This window comes from Pseudonocardia acidicola (genome assembly GCF_012911935.1).
GTDB lineage: Bacteria > Actinomycetota > Actinomycetes > Mycobacteriales > Pseudonocardiaceae > Pseudonocardia > Pseudonocardia acidicola.
In genome coordinates, this window is record NZ_JAAXLA010000089.1 from 1 (window position 1) to 17,483 (window position 17,483).

Genomic DNA, 17,483 nt, shown 5'->3' on the forward strand with positions numbered 1-17,483 from the left:
AGGGGGTGCGGATCGCCTGCCTGGAGGAGATCGCGATGGACCGCGGCTGGATCACCCCCGACTCCGCCCACGCCCTCGGTGCCGCCCAGGCCAACTCCGGCTACGGCGAATACGTCATGGCAGTCGCGCGGGCGCGTGGAGCCCTCACACCCGTCTGAGTGACGTTGCGACGGCGCTCGCCGTGGCCGGGTCGAAGACGCCACGCCGACGTGTGCAGGTTTCGACCGGCAGGGCAGGTGTTGTCCGGAAGCGGGGCGGTAATGTGCCCGCCGTGCAAGGGCGACAGGACGGCACAGAATCGGTCGAATACGCGGCCCGGCTCGCCGCGCTTTCCGGCGCCCGCTGGAAGCAGGTGCTGGATGTCCAGGCGCCCTACCGGTGGAATCTGCGCCGGCTGCTCGGTGACCGCCGGACACTCGATGTCGGGTGCGGGATCGGCCGGAATCTCGCCGATCTCCCCGAAGGCAGCGTCGGCGTCGACCACAACGAGCACTCCGTGCGAATCTGCCGGGAGCGTGGGCTGACCGCGTACACGTCGGACGAATTCCTCGCCGAGCCCCCGGAACATCGCGGTGGCTTCACCGGCCTGCTCGCCGCGCACCTTGTCGAACACCTTCCCGAGGGCGGCGGCCCTGATGTACTCGGCCGGTATCTGCCCTACCTCGCGCCGGGCGCGCGTGTCGTGCTGATCTGCCCGCAGGAGCGTGGGTTCGCATCGGACGCGACGCACACGGTCTTCACCGATCACGCCAAGCTGCGCGACCTGTGTGACGAGCTCGGTCTCGAGGTCGAGCGTGAATTCTCGTTCCCGTTGCCCCGCTTCACAGGGAAGGTGTTCACCTACAACGAGTTCGTGACCGTCGCCGCTCCCCGTCCGGTGCGATGACCGCCGAGCGACTCGGAGAGATGGCGTCGGCGGCCGACGCGCACCCTGAGCAATGGCCCCGAACCGGCGGTCTGCTGGTTGTGCTGCCGGCACTCAACGAGCAGGACTCGGTGGCCCGGGTGATCCAGGAGGTTCGGTCGGCGCGGCCCGACGCAGGCATCCTCGTCGTCGACGACGGGTCGACAGACGCCACCGCGAAGCGCGCGCAACGGGCCGGGGCCGACGTCATGCGGCTGCCGTTCAACCTCGGCGTCGGCGGCGCGATGCGGGCCGCCTACCGCTACGCCCGCGACGGTGGCTATTCGGCAGTCGTGCAGGTCGACGCGGACGGGCAGCACGACCCGACGGAGATCCTGCAGCTGATGACGGTCAGCGGTGCCGACGTCGTGATCGGCGCCCGGTTCGCAGGCCGTGGTCAGTACACGGTGCGTGGTCCTCGCCGCTGGGCCATGCGGCTGCTGTCCTGCGTGCTGACCCGGATCCTGCGTACCCCGGTGACCGACCCGACGTCCGGATTCCGGCTCGTGAACGAACGCGCCGTGGCGCTGTTCGCGGAGCACTATCCAGAGGAGTACCTCGGCGACACCGTGGAGGCGCTGGTCATCGCCCATCGCGCCGGACTCACCATTCGGCAGGTGCCGGTGGCGATGCGGCCCCGGGAGACCGGCATGGCGAGCCAGAACCCGCTGCGCTCTGCGGTGTACCTTTTTCGCGTGGTGGTCGCGGTCGCGCTCGCGCTGATCCGGCGGACGCCCCGCGCAAGCGAGGTCGGCTGATGCCCAGCACCCGTCTCACGATCTTCTCGGTCGTCGTCGCGCTGGCCGCGCTCGCTCTGGTCTTCGAATTGCTGCGTCGCCGCCGACTGCGCGAGAAGTACGCCGTCATCTGGGTCGTCATCTCGTTCGGAACGCTGGTCGTCGCGGTCTTTCCGGGGCTGCTCGGCGGCGTGGCCGAGCTCATCGGTATCCGGACACCGAGCAATCTGCTGTTCTTCGCCTCGCTGCTCGTCCTGTTCGCGGTGTCGCTACAACTCTCGCGTGAGGTCGGCCTCCTGGAGGAACAGAGCCGGCGGCTGGCCGAGGAGGTCGGGGCGCTGCGTCTGCGCCTGGATGCGATGGAGTCCGGGCGGCGCGAGCGCCACGACCTGCCCTCGGCCAGTGCACTCCCGAGGCAGGCCGAGGGCGGGTCAGAGTAGTCGGCGGACCACGGCCCAGTAGGCGCGGAAGAACACATTCGCGATCCGGGTCAGTGGCGCCGGTCCGATCACCTGGGGGTCGAGGGCAGGGGTGAGCCGTCCCATCCACATGGCGTCCGGCGCGCTCTGCTCGGCCTGCAGCGCTCGCCGTCTGCGTGTCACATGGTCGCGGTGGCGCCACATCCACGCCCAGCCGCGCGCCTTCTGGCGTCCCCATCCCGCGCTCAGCGCGTAAGCCGCGAGCAGCACTTCCGTCGTGACGAGCAGAGGGGCGAGCAGCAGCAGCGCCCGGGAGCTCCACAGCGTGGCCACCATGAGCAGCCGATTTCGCTCGAGCAGGTACATCTTGTGGGCGTTGCGCGAGAACTCGTAGTGGTGCAGGGCGATCGCGGCCGGCACGCAGCGCACGGCCAGCCCACGCCGCCAAGCGCGCAGGCTCAGCTCGGTGTCCTCCAGGTAGGCGAAGTACTCCTCGTCGAAGCCGCCCAGGTCGGTCCAGACCGATCGCCGCAGCAGCGTGCACGCCCCGCTCGCCCCGGTCACGTCGTAGGGCGCGGTCCGGGTCTCCGCGGAGTTCATCTCCCCGGCCCACGACAGGCCGACCAGGTGCACCGGGTTCCCGGCGCTGTTCACCAGGTGCGGCGGCTCCGCAAGCCGCAGCCCCGCCATCACCGGCCCGACGCCGGGCCGTGCGGCCTCGGTTACCAGTTGCGCGAGCGTATCGGGCCGCAGCACGCAGTCGGAGTTCACCAACGCGACGTAGTCGGTGTCGAGTTCGGCCACTCCGAGGTTGCACCCGCCGGCGAACCCCGTGTTGCGCCCGGGACGGAGCAGCCGCAGCCGCTCGTCGGACCGGATGGCGGCAAGGTCCTCGGGCCGGCAGCCGTTGTCGACGAGCACGAGCCGGACGTCCACACCGGTGGAGCCGAGCACCGAGTCGACGCAGTCGGCGAGGTACGGCTCGGCCTGCCAGGCGAGGACGACGACGCCCACCGTCGGCGGGGCGGTCACCGGGGGGCCCGGGTGGTCGAGCCGGGGGAGATCACACGTCGTCGCACGAGACCCAGAATTATCACCACGATGACGGCGGCGGCCAACTGCCCCAGGGCGCCCGCGGTGATCGGCGGTGCGAGCGCCAGACCGGCGACCACCAGCGCCGCCAACGCAGCGATCCAGGCCATCGCGACGCCGGACTGTCGGCGGGCGACGACGAGGTGGGCCTGCACGATCTGCGCGCCCGCGCCGACGACGGTCGACACCGCCAGCACGGCAAGCACCCAGGTCGGAGGTGTGATGGTGGCGCCGAACACGAGGTGCGCGACGGTGGGAATCACGAAGACGGCGAGCAGCACCCACACCACGCCACCGGCGGCCAGCATCGTCCCGAGCCGACGGGTGACCCGGCGCACCGCGGCGTCGTTCCCGGTGCCGACCATTGTCGTGATCGCGGGCAGCAGAAGCGCTTGCACCGAGGGGAAGAACAGGACCGGGGCGCGCAGGATGACCGCGACCGTCACGAATCCGGCCGCGAGAGCCGGGGCGTCGGCCAACCGGGCACTCACCAGGACGGGAGCGAGGTTCCATACGCCCTGCCCGGCGAGCAGCAGAGCGGCCGACCACAGCAACTCCGCGCGTGTGCCGCGGCCGGTGGCCTCGTCGCGGCCGGCCGTCGTCTCGTGGGGCTTCGCAGGTGCGGCCGCGTGGTGCGGCCGGGCGGCGGCCCGCGCGAGCACCAGAGCCGCGACCAGCGGGGCGAGCGCGAACGTGGCGATCCACGGAGTTGTGGTATCGACACCGGTGGCGACGAGGGCCCCGGCGGCGGCGAGCCCCACACCGGCCTCGATCCAGAACGTCGCGGCGTACGGCCCGTACCGGCGGTGTCCAGCCAGCGGCCCGCGGACCAGATAGGACGCGGCCATGGCGAGCGCTCCCACCGCGAGCAACCCGATCGCGGAGACGCCGGACCCGATGATCCTGCCCAGCAGGGGCGAGCTGGCGGCGACGATCACGAGCGCCCCGACCAGCAGGGTCAGTGTGTGCCGCACGGCGTCGCGGCGAGCCACCCCATCGCCCGCACCGGTGGCGGCCGTCAGGGCGATGGCCCGCGTGGTCTCCAGCTCGACTGCCGCGAAGAGACCTCGGCCGACGGTATTGATCAGCAGGTAGTACGAGCTGAGCGCGGCGAAGCCTGCGGCATCGACGTGCCGCGCGGCGAGCGCGAGCACCAGGTAGTTGGAGCCGGCCAGTGCGATCTGGCTCGCGGCGACCTGGGCCGCCGTGCTGGTCTTGCGCGTCGTGCTGACCCGGCTCGCCACGCGTGGATGGTAGTGGGGTTCGTCCGCAGCAGATTCGCCACGGTCAGCTGCGACCACCGGGGGAGGCAGCGGGGCGAATCGCATAGATGCGTGCATCGGCGTTCTCGTAAACGAGCTCAAGGGATCTGACTGCGTCGAGACCCTGCATCCCGGGTACGTGCTGGCTCGAGGGTGGGATGAAGCCGGTGCAAATGATCACGTATCGGATGTTGAGAGCGCGAACGGCGCGTTGGACTGCGAGGTCGGCATCGAGCTGGTTGAACGAATAGAACAGAGTGCGCCGGTGGGGGTCCATGGTCGGGAGCTCCTGCGCGGCGATCACAGGAGACGCGAAGACCGGGCGCACGTCGTCGAGGGCCCACATCAGGGCGGATCCGTCGTAGGGATCGTTCATGACGGTGCTACCGGCCGGTGCAATGCGCGCCAATGTGTCGAAAGCCAGACGCTCGTTGGCGTTGACCGTGGGTCCGTTGGTGAACGCCTGGGCGAGTCGCGCCTCATTGCGGCCGTTGTACAGCCCGTTCGTGAGGAGCGCTGTGATGAGCAGAACCAGGGTGAGCGCAGCCGATGAGACGGCTGTTCGTGGTCGTCCTCCCAGGCCTTTGAGGGCCGGCACCAGGCGGGCCCCGAAAGACCACAGCGCATCTCGCAATCCGACAACCCCGGCCGAGGCGAGCAGCAATGCGGCCAGGGACCACAGCGCTGCGAAACGCCACTTGTCGTCCCACCAGGGCCGGGTGAGAAGTGCGACCAACTCGCCCTCATACGCGGCAGCCATCACGAACAAGGCAGCGAAGACCAGTCCGGCGGCGACGAACCAGCGCAAGGGCAGCAGGTTGCGAACCTGGAACACGCCGACGGCGGCGAGCCCGACGAGCCAGTACTGGGGGAAGGGCTGCTCGTGGCTGAGGAAGAACAGCTGCCCCATCGCGTCGGCGGGCCGCATGTTCGCCGGCCAGTTGAACGCCGGTCCGGCTGCGGCCGCGAGGGATGCCGCGAGCAGCGGCGCACCGAGCGCGACGGCGGCCAGTGCAGTGATCCCGACGGCGCGGAAGTCGTGGAGCCGAGGACGCCGGCTGATCCAGAGCTGGACGACGAAGGCAAGGCCCAGTACTGCCGCTGCGACGGCCACGCTCGGATGGAGAGCGAGCAGGCCGATGCCGGCGATCCCCAGGGTGACCGGAAGGCTGGTGGTCCGGCCACCATGGTCGTTCAGGGTGGCCACCCACAGGGCGAGGAACGCGGGAAGAAGAGCGAGAGCCGCGATGTACGGCAGCAGCGAACCCCACGGAAGCAGGTCGTACGGGAACGCGGTGAAGGCACACGACAGCAATGCCGCGGCTGCGGCCAACGCCGGGCGGGCTCCGCAGTGCCGGATAAGTGCGACCATTCCGAGGGCGAGGATGCCGGGCACCAGACCGACGCCGGTGTCCACCACGGTCGGGACACTGCTGCCGGTGAGCATGACCACCGTGGCAGCCAGCACGTGGTAGGCGTTCGGATAGTAGTAGCTGCTGGTGGTCGGGTTGTTCAGTTTCTGCAGCGCGGCGGGGTCGGAGAGCCCGGTGTCGGCGATGAAGCGGATAGCGTTGCTGTGGAAGACGGAGTCCCAGATCTGCGATACGGCAGTGAAGCCGTCGGTCGCCGACGCGGTCACGATGAGACCGACACCAGCGGATACCGCGACCATCGCGGCGATGCCGAGGTTCTGGGTGACCGGCCAATGCTCTGCCGATCGAGGCCGGCCGCTGCTCGGACGGATTCGGCGTGCAGCGAACCTGACCAGTGCGGCAAGCAGGGCCACCACGGCTGCGCTGGTGACGAACGCCATCGGGGACCAGTTCACGCCGGCGTGGGGCAGCGCGGAACCGGCTGCTCCCACGATCCCGTAACCGAGTAGCGGTGCCGCGGCTGCGAGCAGCCAGCCACGCAGACCGAAGCCCATACCGACCACGAGCCCAGGTGCGAAGAGCAGGGCACCATAGACGACCAGTACCGCGCCAGGTGCTAGCTCCGGCATCTGTGCCTCCGTAACGTCCTCGCACGAACGCAGGGGCGACGGCCAGGCGTGACGCTCATTGTCGGTAACGGCAGCGCACGGCAGATTAGCGTGATCCGGTATGGCCTCGCGGCAACCTGGCCGTCGCGGCAAGGTGATCTTTTGCGACGCTGCCGCCTGCCGGATCTCGCTCCACGGCCGGCAGCGCCGGTGCCGTTCTGCCGCTGGCCGACTGCAGTCGGATCGGACGGGACGCCACGGTTGACCGAGCAGTACGAGATCTCGACATCGCGTGGCATGTCCACGGTGGATCGACCCCGCTCGCCCTACGGCCGTGACAGCTGGGGTCCCGACTTATCCTCAGGCAGGGCCTCTCGGCGCCCGCCCGTCCGGGCCATGCTGCTGCGGCTCGGTCTGCGCTTGCCCGTCCGGCTCGCCCGCAGGGCGGGCGCCCGGCGGCACCGTCAGCTCGTAGAGTACGCAGACGCCGTTCCCGTAGACCGGCCGGAGCCAGCTCTCCCGGTAGAGGCCGGTCAGCCCGGGCTCGCGTACCGCCCAGGGCCGCAGGAAGGTACTGCCCACGAAGACGTAGCGGATGTCGAGCCGGCGCACCGCGGCGCGTACCCCGGGATCGGTCGCGTAGTCGCGGAAGCGCTGTGCGAGCAGGGTGGCGTCCGGTCCCGTACGAAAAGCGTCGTAGTGGCCGGCGACCGGCCGGATCCCGGTCAGCGCGTACATCCAGGCCGACCCGTCGCCGCGGTCGTTGAGCACCCGGGAGCCGGCGGGGACGATCTGGGCCATCGCCCGCATCCCCGCCACCTCCAGCTGGCTCACCGCCGGTCCGTCACCCGCGATGCGCGACATGCGTTGCTGGTCGCGGCTCACATCGAGCCCCGTGGTGGCCAGCGTGAACGCGACTACCGCGATCGCGGACGTGAGGCAGGAGGCGACCAGGACCCATCGAGGCGGTCCGTTCTGGCGGGTGCGGCCGATGGCGGCGCGTTCCTCGGGCGGGACCCGCCGGACCACGGCGGCAAACGTGATCTTCACGCGCCGCGCGGGCCCCGCGGCGGCGGCCGCGAGCCGGCGGGCCGGGCCGGTGCACTGCCGGACGATGCCGGTGAGGACGGCGGCCAGCACCCGCTGGGTCTCGGCGACCCCGTGGCCGACGATCACACACATCGGCAGCGCGGCGAGGGCGATCAGCCGCCAGCGGTCGTTCCACCAGATGCTGGTGAGGGTGTGGGCCCAGCTCGCACTGGTGGACGCCGCGATGACGAACAGCGCGCCGAAGACTGCGGCAACCGCCCACAGCCAGCGCAGTTCGCCGAGGCGGCGGTAACCGAGCAGGCCCAGGGCCATCGTCGCGGCCAGGCCCCACTGGTGTGTGCCGGCGGCGTGGCTGAAGGTCAGCAGCACCCCGATCGCTTCGTTCGCGCTCAGGTTGGCCGGCCAGCTGATGAGTTCGAGGTTGCCGGCGCTGCTCAGCGCCCCACCGATCTCCAACCATGACAGGCCCGCGGCGACCACGCCGCCCAGCGCGAGCGCGACGAGTTCGCGCGGTGCCAGCCTGGGGCGCCGCCACCAGCGCTGGACCAGCGCCGGCAGTGTGAACAGCACGCCCGAGATCAGCACAGCGGGGTGCAGGCACAGCAATCCGACGACGCCCATCGCGAAGAGGAAGCCGGGTGCGATCATCGCCCGCACACCGGCCGCGTCGACCAGGTTGAGCACCAGGATGACGATGAGCGGGGTCATCGCGACGCCGGTCGCGAAGGGCAGCAGCGGGCCGCGCCAGAGCGTGTCGTAGAACGCACTGGTCGACACCACGGCCAATGCCGTCGCCCCGGCCAGGATCGGTCGCCCGCCCATCCGGTGCACCAGGCCGACCAGGCCGAGTGCGATCAGACCCGGGATGAGCACGGTGTGGGCGTTCAGCACCGTCGGGATGTCGGCCCCGCTGAGCTGGTACACGACGGCGGCGACCAGGTGGTAGGCGTTCGGGTAGAAGACCCGGACGCCGCCCTCGTACCAGTTGACCTGGGCCATCGCGTACAGCCCGCCGTCGCCGGTGTCGGCGATCCACCGGATCCCGTTGGCGTGGAAGACGGCGTCCCAGTCCTGCGGGATCGACGACAGCCGCTTGATCCCGCCCAGGACGGTCAGGACGCCGACCACCACCGCGGCGCTTGCCGTGACCGCGACTCCCACGTTCCCGGCGCGGCTCCACCGCGGTCCCGTGGACGACCGCGGGGTCCGGCGGCCGGACCGCAGCCGGAGCAGCAGCCGAATCCCGTAGGCGGCGCAGGCCAGCCCGGCAGCGGTCAGCGCGAACGTCGTGGGGGACCAGCGAATCCCGATGACCGAGTAGACGGGGCCTGCGAACCCGGCCACCGCGTAGGTCAGCAACGGCGCCACCGTGACGAGGGACCACCCGCGCAGGCCAGCGGCGTGTCCGAGCGTTCCGCCCGGGAGCCACAGCACGGCGACGTACAGCAGGATGATCAATGCGTCCGACGGTGTGACTGCGGGCCACACCACGCGAGAACCTCCCGGATCCGGTCGCCGACATGATCGCTCTCGATCTCAGTCTGCCGGTCCGGTACCGGCCAGCGGCACCGGGACCGGCCCGCGTGGGTTCGCGCGTCCTGCGCCGCTACCCTCGGCTGTCGTGGATTACTCAGAGTTCGATCTTGTCGTGGTCGGCTCGGGCTTCTTCGGGCTGACGGTCGCCGAGCGGGTGGCCGCCGAGCTGGACAAGAAGGTGCTCGTCCTCGATCGGCGGGCGCACATCGGCGGGAACGCCTACTCCGAGCCCGAGCCGGAGACCGGGATCGAGATCCACCGCTACGGCGCGCACCTGTTCCACACGTCCAACAAGCGGGTGTGGGAGTACGTGAACCGGTTCACCGAGTTCACCGACTACCAGCACCGGGTCTTCGCCAAGTACCAGGGCCAGGTCTACGCGTTCCCGATGAACCTGGCGCTGATCAACCAGTTCTTCGGCACCTCGCACACCCCCGACGAGGCGCGTGCGCTCATCGCCGAGCAGGCCGCCGAGATCGACACCGCCGACGCGCAGAACCTCGAGGAGAAGGCGATCTCGCTGATCGGCCGCCCCCTCTACGAGGCGTTCGTCCGCGGCTACACCGCCAAGCAGTGGCAGACCGATCCCAAGGAGCTGCCGGCGGCGAACATCACCCGGCTGCCGGTGCGCTACACCTTCAACAACCGGTACTTCAACGACACCTACGAGGGTCTCCCGGTCGACGGGTACACGGCCTGGCTGGAGAAGATGGCCGACCACCCCGGCATCGAGGTGCGGCTGAACACCGACTGGTTCGACGTCCGCGACCAGGTGCCGGCCGGCACCCCGGTGGTCTACACCGGCCCGCTGGACCGCTACTTCGGATACTCCGAGGGTGAGCTGGGCTGGCGGACGCTCGACTTCGAGCAGGAGGTCGTCGCGACCGGCGACTACCAGGGCACCTCGGTGATGAACTACAACGACGAGGACGTGCCCTTCACCCGGATCCACGAGTTCCGGCACTTCCACCCGGAGCGGGACTACCCGACCGACAAGACCGTGATCGTGCGCGAGTACTCCCGTTTCGCCGAGTCCGGCGACGAGCCGTACTACCCGATCAACACCCCCGACGACCGCGCGAAGCTCGAGCGCTACCGCGAACTGGCCCGCAAGGAGACCGCGGAGCGCAACGTGCTGTTCGGCGGCCGCCTGGGCACCTACAAGTACCTGGACATGCACATGGCGATCGGCTCCGCGCTGACCATGTTCGACAACCGGATCACCCCGTACTTCACCGAGGGCCGTGCGCTGAGCGGCACCGAGACCTCCGAGGACTGACCCCGTCTGATGACCGAAGCCGCCACCGCCGTGAAGACCCCGTCACCGACCCCGCGCGACAGGGCGGCCGCGTCCGGCCCGCACGTGTCCGGCAGCCTGCTGCAGCGGGTGATCCTTCCCCGCGCCGGCGACCCGATGACCGTCCGTTCGCTCTACATGGACGAGCGGTCCAGCACCCGGCTGACCCCGGTGGAGCCACCGGCCGGTGACGCCGGGGCGCGGGCGCTGGCCCTGACGGTCTCCGCGGTCAACGGACGCCGGCTGCGGCCGACGTCGCGGACCACCGCCGTGCTGCCCGAGCAGAGCGAGGTCTCCTTCGGCGCCTACTTCAACGGCTTCGCGGCCGGCTACTGGCGGCGCTGGTCCATGCTCACCGAGGTGCGTCTGCGGCTGTCGCTGGAAGGCGCCGGTCGGGTCGACGTCTACCGGTCCAAGGCCGACGGCTCGCACATCTACGTGCGCGGCGAGGTGCTCACCGAGCCCGGCCGCCACGAGATCGACATGGAGCTGGACCTCAAGCCGTTCGAGGACGGCGGCTGGTACTGGTTCGACCTGACCACCGACGACAGCGAACTGACGATGCACGCCGGCGGCTGGTACGCGGCGCAGGAGGCCCCCGGCCGGGCCGCCGTGACCATCGGGATGCCGACGTTCAACCGGCCCGCCGACTGCGTCGCGACCCTGTCGGCCATCGCCGAGGACCCGCTGGTCCTCGAGGCCGTCACCGCGGTGATCCTGCCCGACCAGGGCACCCGGAAGGTCCGCGACCAGTCCGGCTACGCCGAGGCGGCGGCCGGTCTCGGCGACCGGCTGCGGATCATCGACCAGCCGAACCTGGGCGGCTCCGGCGGTTACGCCCGCGTCATGTACGAGGCGCTGGGCGGCATCGATTGCGAGCAGATCCTGTTCATGGACGACGACATCCTGCTCGAGCCCGACTCGATCCTGCGGGCCGTCGCGTTCTCCCGGTTCTCCCGCGAGCCGATGCTGGTCGGCGGCCAGATGCTGTCGCTGCAGGCCCGCTCGCACCTGCACTCCATGGGCGAGGTCGTCGACCGCAACGCGTTCATCTGGCGCGACGCCCCGCAGACCAAGGGCAACCACGACCTGGCCGACCAGACCCTGCGCACGACGCCGTGGCTGCACCGCCGGGTCGATGTGGACTACAACGCCTGGTGGATGTGCCTGATCCCGCGGGCCGTGGCCGAGGACCTCGGGCTGCCGCTTCCGTTCTTCATCAAGTGGGACGACGCCGAGTACGGCCTGCGGGCGCGGTCGCGCGGCTACCGCACGGCCACCGTCCCGGGCATCGCCATCTGGCACATGTCGTTCATCGAGAAGGACGACACGAGCGACTGGCAGGCCTACTTCCACTACCGCAACCGGCTGGTCGCCGCCGCGCTGCACGGTCCGGACAGCCCGCGCGCGCTGCTCAAGGACACCTTCAAGCGGACGCTGCGGCATCTGATGCTGATGGAGTACTCGGCGGTGGCGCTGCAGGAGATGGCGCTGCGCGACTTCCTGGCCGGCCCCGAGGCGCTGTTCCCGAAGCTGCCGACGGTTCTCGGCGAGATCCGCGCCAAGCGGGCCGAGTACGACGACGGTCGCCCGCTCGACTCCGCGACCCAGGTCCCGCTGTCGGAGTTGGATGCGCTGGCCTCCCAGGTCTTCCCGGAGCCGCCGGTGGGCAAGGTCAAGATCGGGCTCGGCCTGGCGCGCGGGGTGTTGCGCAACCTGAAGACCCCGGACTCGACGCACCAGGCGGTCCCGCAGCGCAACGTGCCCTCGCGCAACGCGCAGTGGTTCGTACTGGCCCAGTTGGACTCCGCGACGGTGTCCACACCGGACGGGCGCGGCGTGACGTTCCGGCGGCGTGACCCGGAGCTGTTCCGCTCCATGGTCAAGCAGTCGGTGGCGCTGCACCGCGAGATCGCACGCGCGTGGCCGGAGCTGCGCCGCCGGTACCGGCAGGCGCAGCCCACGCTGACCGGTCGCGACGGCTGGAAGCAGATCTTCGAGTCGTGAGCCCTGAACGTCCTGTCCGGTCGCAGCAGTGACCGGAGCACTACCCCCTGCACGGCGCACGATCTGGACGCTGGCGCTACTCGGCCTGCTCACGGGAGCGCTCGGCCTGATGGCCGTGCTCGCTCCGGTGAACGCCGACGACCCCGTGGTCACATGGCCGCAGGCGGGTGCGGCGCCGGCGTCCACGGTGCTGCCGCTGTCGCCGTACCGGCCGCTGGAGCTGCGCGCCGAGGTCCCGTGCACGACGCTGCAGGCGCTCGACCGCCGCCCGGGTGGCGGCGAGGCCCTGCGCACCCTGCCGGCGTCGGTGGACTCCACGCTCGGGTCCGGCCTGGTGGTGGCCGTGTCCGGCGGCACGGTGACGGTGAGCTCGTCCGGCGCCGGCCTGGTGTCCCAGCCGCTCCCGGCCGCCCCGTGCAGCTATGTCGTGGAGGCCGACGCGGCGGGCACCCGGGTGACCCGGGACGGCGCCGTGCTGGCCGACCGGGCCGGTCTGCTGCCGCCCCAGGTCGCAGAGCTCGAGACCGGGGCCGAGGGACTTCCGGAGGCGTCCGGGCTGAGCGTCCGGCTGCACACCGACGCGCGCTACGAGTCCAGCCCCTCGGCGCTCAAGATCGGGCTGCTGATCGCGCACGGGCTGGCGCTCCTCGCCCTGCTGGCCCTCGCGTGGCGGACCTGGCGGGGCAGCGGTCCCGGTCTGATCAGGCCCCGTCCGTCGGCGGCCGACGCCGCCGTTGTGGTGGTGTCCGCGGCGTGGGCGGTGATCGGCCCGGTCAACGTCGACGACTCGTGGTACGCGCTGATGTCGCGGAACGCGGAAGCGGCCGGCTACATCGGCAACTACATCTACCAGTTCAACGTCACCGAGAACCCGTTCGTCGCCAGCCAGTACCTCATGCAGGCCTGGGGCGCGCTGGGCGGCTGGAGCCTGCTGTGGCTGCGGGTGCTCCCGGTGCTGTACGGCCTGCTCACCTACACCCTGCTCCGCGTCCTGCTGGCCACCACGCTCGGCCGGATCGCCCGGCGCCGCTCGGCGCCGTGGGCCCTCGCCGTCGCCCACCTGCTGTGGTTCCTCGCCTACGGCATCACGCTGCGGCCGGAGACCCTCATCGTCGTTGGCACCGCCGCGGTGATGCTGCTCGCCGAGCTCGCCCGGCGGCGCGAGTCCATCGGGGTCCTGGCGGCGGCGACCGCGGTGGCCGCGCTGACCATGACGGTGTCCCCGACCGCTCTGGTGGCGGTCGTCGCCCTCGTGCCGGCCCTGCCGTTCCTCTGGACGTGGCTGCGCGCGGCCGACTGGCCGCAACGGGTCGCCGCCGCGCTGGTCGCCGGTGGTGCCGCGACCGTGGTGGTGCCGGTCGGGTTCGGCGATGCGTCGCTCGGTGACGTCCTGGAATCGGTCGCGGTGCACCGCTGGTACTACCGCCAGCACCCCTGGTACGACGAGTTCGTCCACTACGCGACCCTGCTGGACCAGGCCGACACCGGCGTCTGGGCCAAGCGGTTGCCGGTACTGCTCACCCTGGCGTTGCTCGCGGTGTCGCTGGTCGCCCTCGGCCGGCGCCGCTTCGACAACGGACCGATCGGGCGCCTGCTCGCCGGTTCCGCGCTGATCAGCGGGCTCGCCCTGGTGTCGCTCGCCGCGACGCCCACGAAGTGGGTGAACCACTTCGGGGCGGTCGCCGCCCCGGCCACCCTGCTGCTCGCCGTGGCGCTCATCCGGTCCCCGCTGCCGCGCCGCGCAGGCTCGGCGGCGCTCGTGGTCGCGGGCATGTTCGCCGTCGGAGCCGCCGCGGTGAGCTACGCGGGACCCAACCTGTGGCGGCCGTTCAGCGACTGGGGCCAGCTCTTCGGCAACCACGCCGACATCGCCAGCCCGTATCAGTTGAGTCTGCTCAGCCCGCACATCGGACCGCTGGAGCTCCGGAATCCGGCGTTGTGGCTCGTCGTGGCGGCCGCGGCCGCGTGGTGGGTGAACCGGCGCCGGCGCGCCGGCCGGCCGAGCGGGCTGACCCCCGACCGCGCGGTGGTGTCCGTCGCGGCGGCCGGTGGCATCGCGCTGATGCTGATCGCCTTCACCCTCGCCCCGATCCGCCAGGCCCCGGGGGCATCGGTGGCGGGCATGAACCTGGCAACACTGGAGGGGAACCCCTGCGGCCTCGAGGACTCGGTGCAGGTGCTCGGCCCGGCGATCGGGAAGGCGCGCTCGCTCCGACTGGTGGCCGACACCGACACACGCGGGCCGGCGCTGGGACGGCCGATCGGCTCGGACCAGCTCGCGGGCGACATGGTCACCGGCACACCGCCGGCGCGCAGCGCACCCGCGGACGCGCCGAACGCGCGGATGTGGCACGACGACGTGCCCGGCGGATCGGGCACCGGATCGCTCATCTCGGGGTGGTACCCGCTACCCGCCGGCCTGCAGGGCGACGCCATCGTCCTGCCGGTCACCGGAGATCTGCTCGCGGGCCAGGAGGTCGCCCTCGAGTTCGGCACCGGAACCCCCGGCGCACCCGACCGGACGGTGCGGATCGAACTCGGTCCGGACGGCAAGCAGGCGGACTGGGTGAACCGCACGGTGGCGCTCTCCGACGTCAAGCTCGACCGGCCCACCGCGGTCCGCGTGGTCGTCAAGGACAACCTCGGCGGCACGGACAGCTGGCTGGGCGTCGCCGAGCCGCGGCTCGCCACCGCCCGCCCGGCCGGCGACCTCATCGGTGATCAACCGGTGTTCGCCGATCAGGTCTCCGCGGTCCTGTGGCCCTGCGTGAACCAGATTGCCATCCACAACGGCATCGCCGACGCCCCGGCGTTCCGGCTCCGCGCCGGTGACGGCCTGGAGGCCGCGGTGGGCACCAACTCGACCTTCGCGCCGAACGGCGGCACCCTCGCCGGTGTCGACCGGACTGCGCGCTACGTCGAGCTGCCGTCGTCGCTGGACCCGGCGGGGCCGCCCGCCGCACTCGGATGGGGGCACGTCGAGCAGGTCGTCTACGACCACCCCGTCGGGCGCTACGACCTGACCGTCGGTCACGTCCAGCGCGACGGCTGGGCCCGCCTCCCCACCCTCGTCGGAAAGGCGTACACCGGCCGGGACTACATCGGCTGACGGGTTCCGCGCCGTTCCCAGGCCTACTCGGCCGGCCGGTCCAGCCCGTACAGCCGCGCCCAGTTCTCCCGGCTCGTGATGACCGGGCGTGCCGCGCGGAACTGCTCGGCCACGCCCGGGCCCTCCGCGACGAACCGGCGCAGCAGCTTCACCCCGCGCACCGTGAGCTCGCGCATCCGGGCCTTGTCCCGGGTCCGGATGCGCACCCCGGTCTCCGCCATGTCGGTGACCACGGCCCGCTCGAACGTGGAGACGTGCCACCAGTGCGCGTCCCCGGCCGGCACCAGCCCGGTGCGGTGCGCCGCCCGCCCGGTGAGCTGGAACGCCGCGCGCTTCAGCCAGGTCAGGCCCTCGCGGCTGGGCGGCGGGGCGGCGCGGACGACCTCCAGGTCACGGAAGTCGTCGGGCTGCTCGTTGAGCGGGCGGGTCACCGTCTCCGGGTAGGCCGCGCGGATCCGGCGGATCTCCGTGGCCGCCGCGGCCGAACCGTCGTCGAGGATCCGCGGGCCGTCCAGGAAGTCCTCGACGGCCTGCAGCAGCGTCGCCGCCAGGCCGTACTGCATGCCCATGATGTACTGGCCGAACAGGTGCGACAGCCGCTTCGCGATGACCTTCACCGAGAACCCGGTGTGCAGGGCCGCGGTGATCAACCCGTTGCGCAGGTTGAAGTAGCGGTGCCACTCGTCCCAGTCCTTCCAGCCGAAGTCGGCGTGCCACACGCCGGCCCCGGGGAGCGCCACCGTCGGGAACCCGTGCGCGCGGGCCCGGTAGCCGAACTCGATGTCGTCCCACTGGAAGAACAGCGGCAGCGGGTAGCCGACGGCCCGGACGATCTCGGCCGGGATCAGGCACGACCACCAGCCGTTGTACTCGGTGTCGACGCGGCGGTCCTGCACGGTCGGTAGCTGCCGCTCGTCGAGGCCGAGGAGGTAGGCCTCCCGCAGCGCGCCGGGCACCGGCATGCCGACCAGGAGCCGCTCCGGGTCGGCCTTCTCGGCGCTGATGTGCAGGTGCGCCGGGTGCAGCAGGTTGAGCATCTGCCCGCCGACGATCGTCGGGTGCGTCGTGTGGTTGGCGAACGAGGTCAGCCGGATCAGGATCTCCGGCTCCAGCAGCACGTCGTCGTCCATGAACACGACGTCGGAGTGCTCGTCGGCGTCCGCCGAGGTGGCCTCGAACAGCCCGCGGGTGAACCCGCCCGCACCGCCGAGGTTGGGCTGGCGGATGTAGCGCAGCCGATCCCCGAACCGGCCGGCGAGATCCGCGAACCGGGGACGCGACTCCAGCGGGTCGCTGCCCTGGTCGACCACGTAGACCGGACCGACGGCGTCGAGCGCCTCCGGGTCGTCGACCATCGCCTCGAGCGTGTTGAGGCAGTCGTCCGCCCGGTTGTAGGTGCAGATGACGACCGAGGTCGGGCGCACCGCGGCGGGTGCGGCGACCGTCCAGCGGACGTCCTGCACCTCCATCTCCGCGGTCTCGGTGGTGAATTCGAGCCACAGCCCGCCGCCGTCGACGAAGCGGTCGATCTTCGCCGTCAGTTTCACCGAGCCCGCCTCGACGTCACGGGCCTCGTAGGCGTCCACGATGCGCCACACCTTGTTGGTGTCCGAGGCCATCAGCCGGATCCGCCCGGAGCCGCTGACCCGCAGCGTCACCTCGATCTCGGTGACCGTGGTCCAGCGCTGCCAGTAGGTGGCGTGCACCCGGCCGAAGTAGGTGTTGGTGCCGACGTGGCTACCCGGGGCGAGCTCCAGGCGGTGCCGTTCGCGCCGGGCGACACCGCGGGCGACCTCGGCGTAGAGGTCCTCCGGGACCAGCGCCGACGGACCGCTGAACAGGCCCCGCTGGACGACCAGGCGCGGCGCTGCGGGGGCCGGGGACCCGTTCGGCTCGCTGACCGTGGCCGTCCGGGGGGCGATGCTGCTCGCTTCGGGCGCATCGCCGTTGGCGGACGCCGGCGTCTCGGTGGTGGCGGATGGGCCAGGCATACGAAGCGGTGTCCTCCGGTCGGGGCGGTGGCCGGCGGGGTGCGGCCCCGGCCCGCCATTGTGGTCGAGACGGCACGGCCTGGGAACGCCGGGTTCGG

The 17,483-nt window shown here is 71.3% G+C and carries 11 protein-coding genes and 1 pseudogene; 7 read left to right on the forward strand and 5 right to left on the reverse strand.

Annotated elements, in window-relative coordinates; translation table 11 throughout:
- From HF526_RS35885 to HF526_RS30235, 4 genes and pseudogenes are all read left to right on the forward strand, one after another.
- A pseudogene (locus HF526_RS35885) lies at window positions 1–158 on the forward strand (glucose-1-phosphate thymidylyltransferase); the annotation flags it as partial.
- 53 nt (window positions 159–211) lie between these two features.
- Entirely contained in the window at window positions 212–886 is a 675-nt protein-coding gene (locus tag HF526_RS30225; protein WP_211178030.1) for a class I SAM-dependent methyltransferase, read from the forward strand.
- Window positions 887–906: 20 nt separating this feature from the next.
- Window positions 907–1,662 (forward strand): glycosyltransferase family 2 protein, encoded by a 756-nt coding sequence (locus HF526_RS30230; protein ID WP_169385015.1) that lies wholly within the window; start codon window positions 907–909, stop codon window positions 1,660–1,662.
- Window positions 1,662–2,081 (forward strand): DUF2304 domain-containing protein, encoded by a 420-nt coding sequence (locus HF526_RS30235; RefSeq protein WP_169385000.1) that lies wholly within the window; start codon window positions 1,662–1,664, stop codon window positions 2,079–2,081. Before HF526_RS30230 ends, HF526_RS30235 begins: the two co-directional genes overlap by 1 nt.
- Here HF526_RS30235 and HF526_RS37155 read toward each other — a convergent pair.
- From HF526_RS37155 to HF526_RS30255, 4 genes are all read right to left on the reverse strand, one after another.
- Complete coding sequence (locus HF526_RS37155) at window positions 2,073–3,092, reverse strand: glycosyltransferase (RefSeq protein WP_169385001.1); 1,020 nt, start codon at window positions 3,090–3,092, stop codon at window positions 2,073–2,075. The two genes, HF526_RS30235 and HF526_RS37155, sit on opposite strands and share 9 nt — an antisense overlap.
- Window positions 3,089–4,396 carry a hypothetical protein gene (locus tag HF526_RS37160; protein WP_169385002.1) on the reverse strand — a complete coding sequence of 436 codons (1,308 nt, stop codon included), beginning with the start codon at window positions 4,394–4,396 and terminating at the stop codon, window positions 3,089–3,091. The genes HF526_RS37155 and HF526_RS37160 overlap by 4 nt, the downstream gene beginning before the upstream one ends.
- Window positions 4,397–4,439: 43 nt before the next feature.
- On the reverse strand, window positions 4,440–6,416 hold the full coding sequence (locus HF526_RS30250; protein WP_169385003.1) for a DUF6541 family protein: 1,977 nt from the start codon (window positions 6,414–6,416) through the stop codon (window positions 4,440–4,442).
- A 339-nt stretch (window positions 6,417–6,755) separates the two neighbouring features.
- On the reverse strand, window positions 6,756–8,936 hold the full coding sequence (locus HF526_RS30255; protein WP_169384999.1) for a DUF6541 family protein: 2,181 nt from the start codon (window positions 8,934–8,936) through the stop codon (window positions 6,756–6,758).
- A 130-nt stretch (window positions 8,937–9,066) separates the two neighbouring features.
- Between HF526_RS30255 and glf the strand changes: the two genes are divergently transcribed.
- Genes glf through HF526_RS30270 form a run of 3 tightly spaced genes read left to right on the forward strand, consistent with a single transcriptional unit; the run spans window position 9,067 to window position 15,394 of the window.
- A complete protein-coding gene (gene glf / locus HF526_RS30260; protein WP_338051861.1) occupies window positions 9,067–10,260 on the forward strand; it encodes a UDP-galactopyranose mutase in 1,194 nt (397 codons plus the stop codon).
- Window positions 10,261–10,269: 9 nt separating this feature from the next.
- On the forward strand, window positions 10,270–12,285 hold the full coding sequence (locus HF526_RS30265) for a glycosyltransferase (protein WP_169385005.1): 2,016 nt from the start codon (window positions 10,270–10,272) through the stop codon (window positions 12,283–12,285).
- A gap of 28 nt (window positions 12,286–12,313) precedes the next feature.
- Entirely contained in the window at window positions 12,314–15,394 is a 3,081-nt protein-coding gene (locus HF526_RS30270) for an arabinosyltransferase domain-containing protein (protein WP_338051862.1), read from the forward strand.
- A 23-nt stretch (window positions 15,395–15,417) separates the two neighbouring features.
- Here HF526_RS30270 and HF526_RS30275 read toward each other — a convergent pair whose 3' ends face one another.
- Window positions 15,418–17,385, reverse strand: a complete 1,968-nt coding sequence (locus HF526_RS30275; RefSeq protein ID WP_169385006.1) for a glycosyltransferase — start codon at window positions 17,383–17,385, stop codon at window positions 15,418–15,420.
- Between the last annotated feature and the right edge of the window lie 98 nt (window positions 17,386–17,483).

Excerpts from the sequence above, each read along its gene's own strand:
- HF526_RS30230 (WP_169385015.1), top strand. The coding sequence starts at position 907 with ATGGCGTCGGCGGCCGACGCGCACCCTGAGCAATGGCCCCGAACCGGC.
- HF526_RS30235 (WP_169385000.1), top strand. The coding sequence starts at position 1,662 with ATGCCCAGCACCCGTCTCACGATCTTCTCGGTCGTCGTCGCGCTGGCC.
- HF526_RS30250 (WP_169385003.1), bottom strand. The coding sequence starts at position 6,416 with ATGCCGGAGCTAGCACCTGGCGCGGTACTGGTCGTCTATGGTGCCCTG.
- HF526_RS30265 (WP_169385005.1), top strand. The coding sequence starts at position 10,270 with ATGACCGAAGCCGCCACCGCCGTGAAGACCCCGTCACCGACCCCGCGC.
- HF526_RS30275 (WP_169385006.1), bottom strand. The coding sequence starts at position 17,385 with ATGCCTGGCCCATCCGCCACCACCGAGACGCCGGCGTCCGCCAACGGC.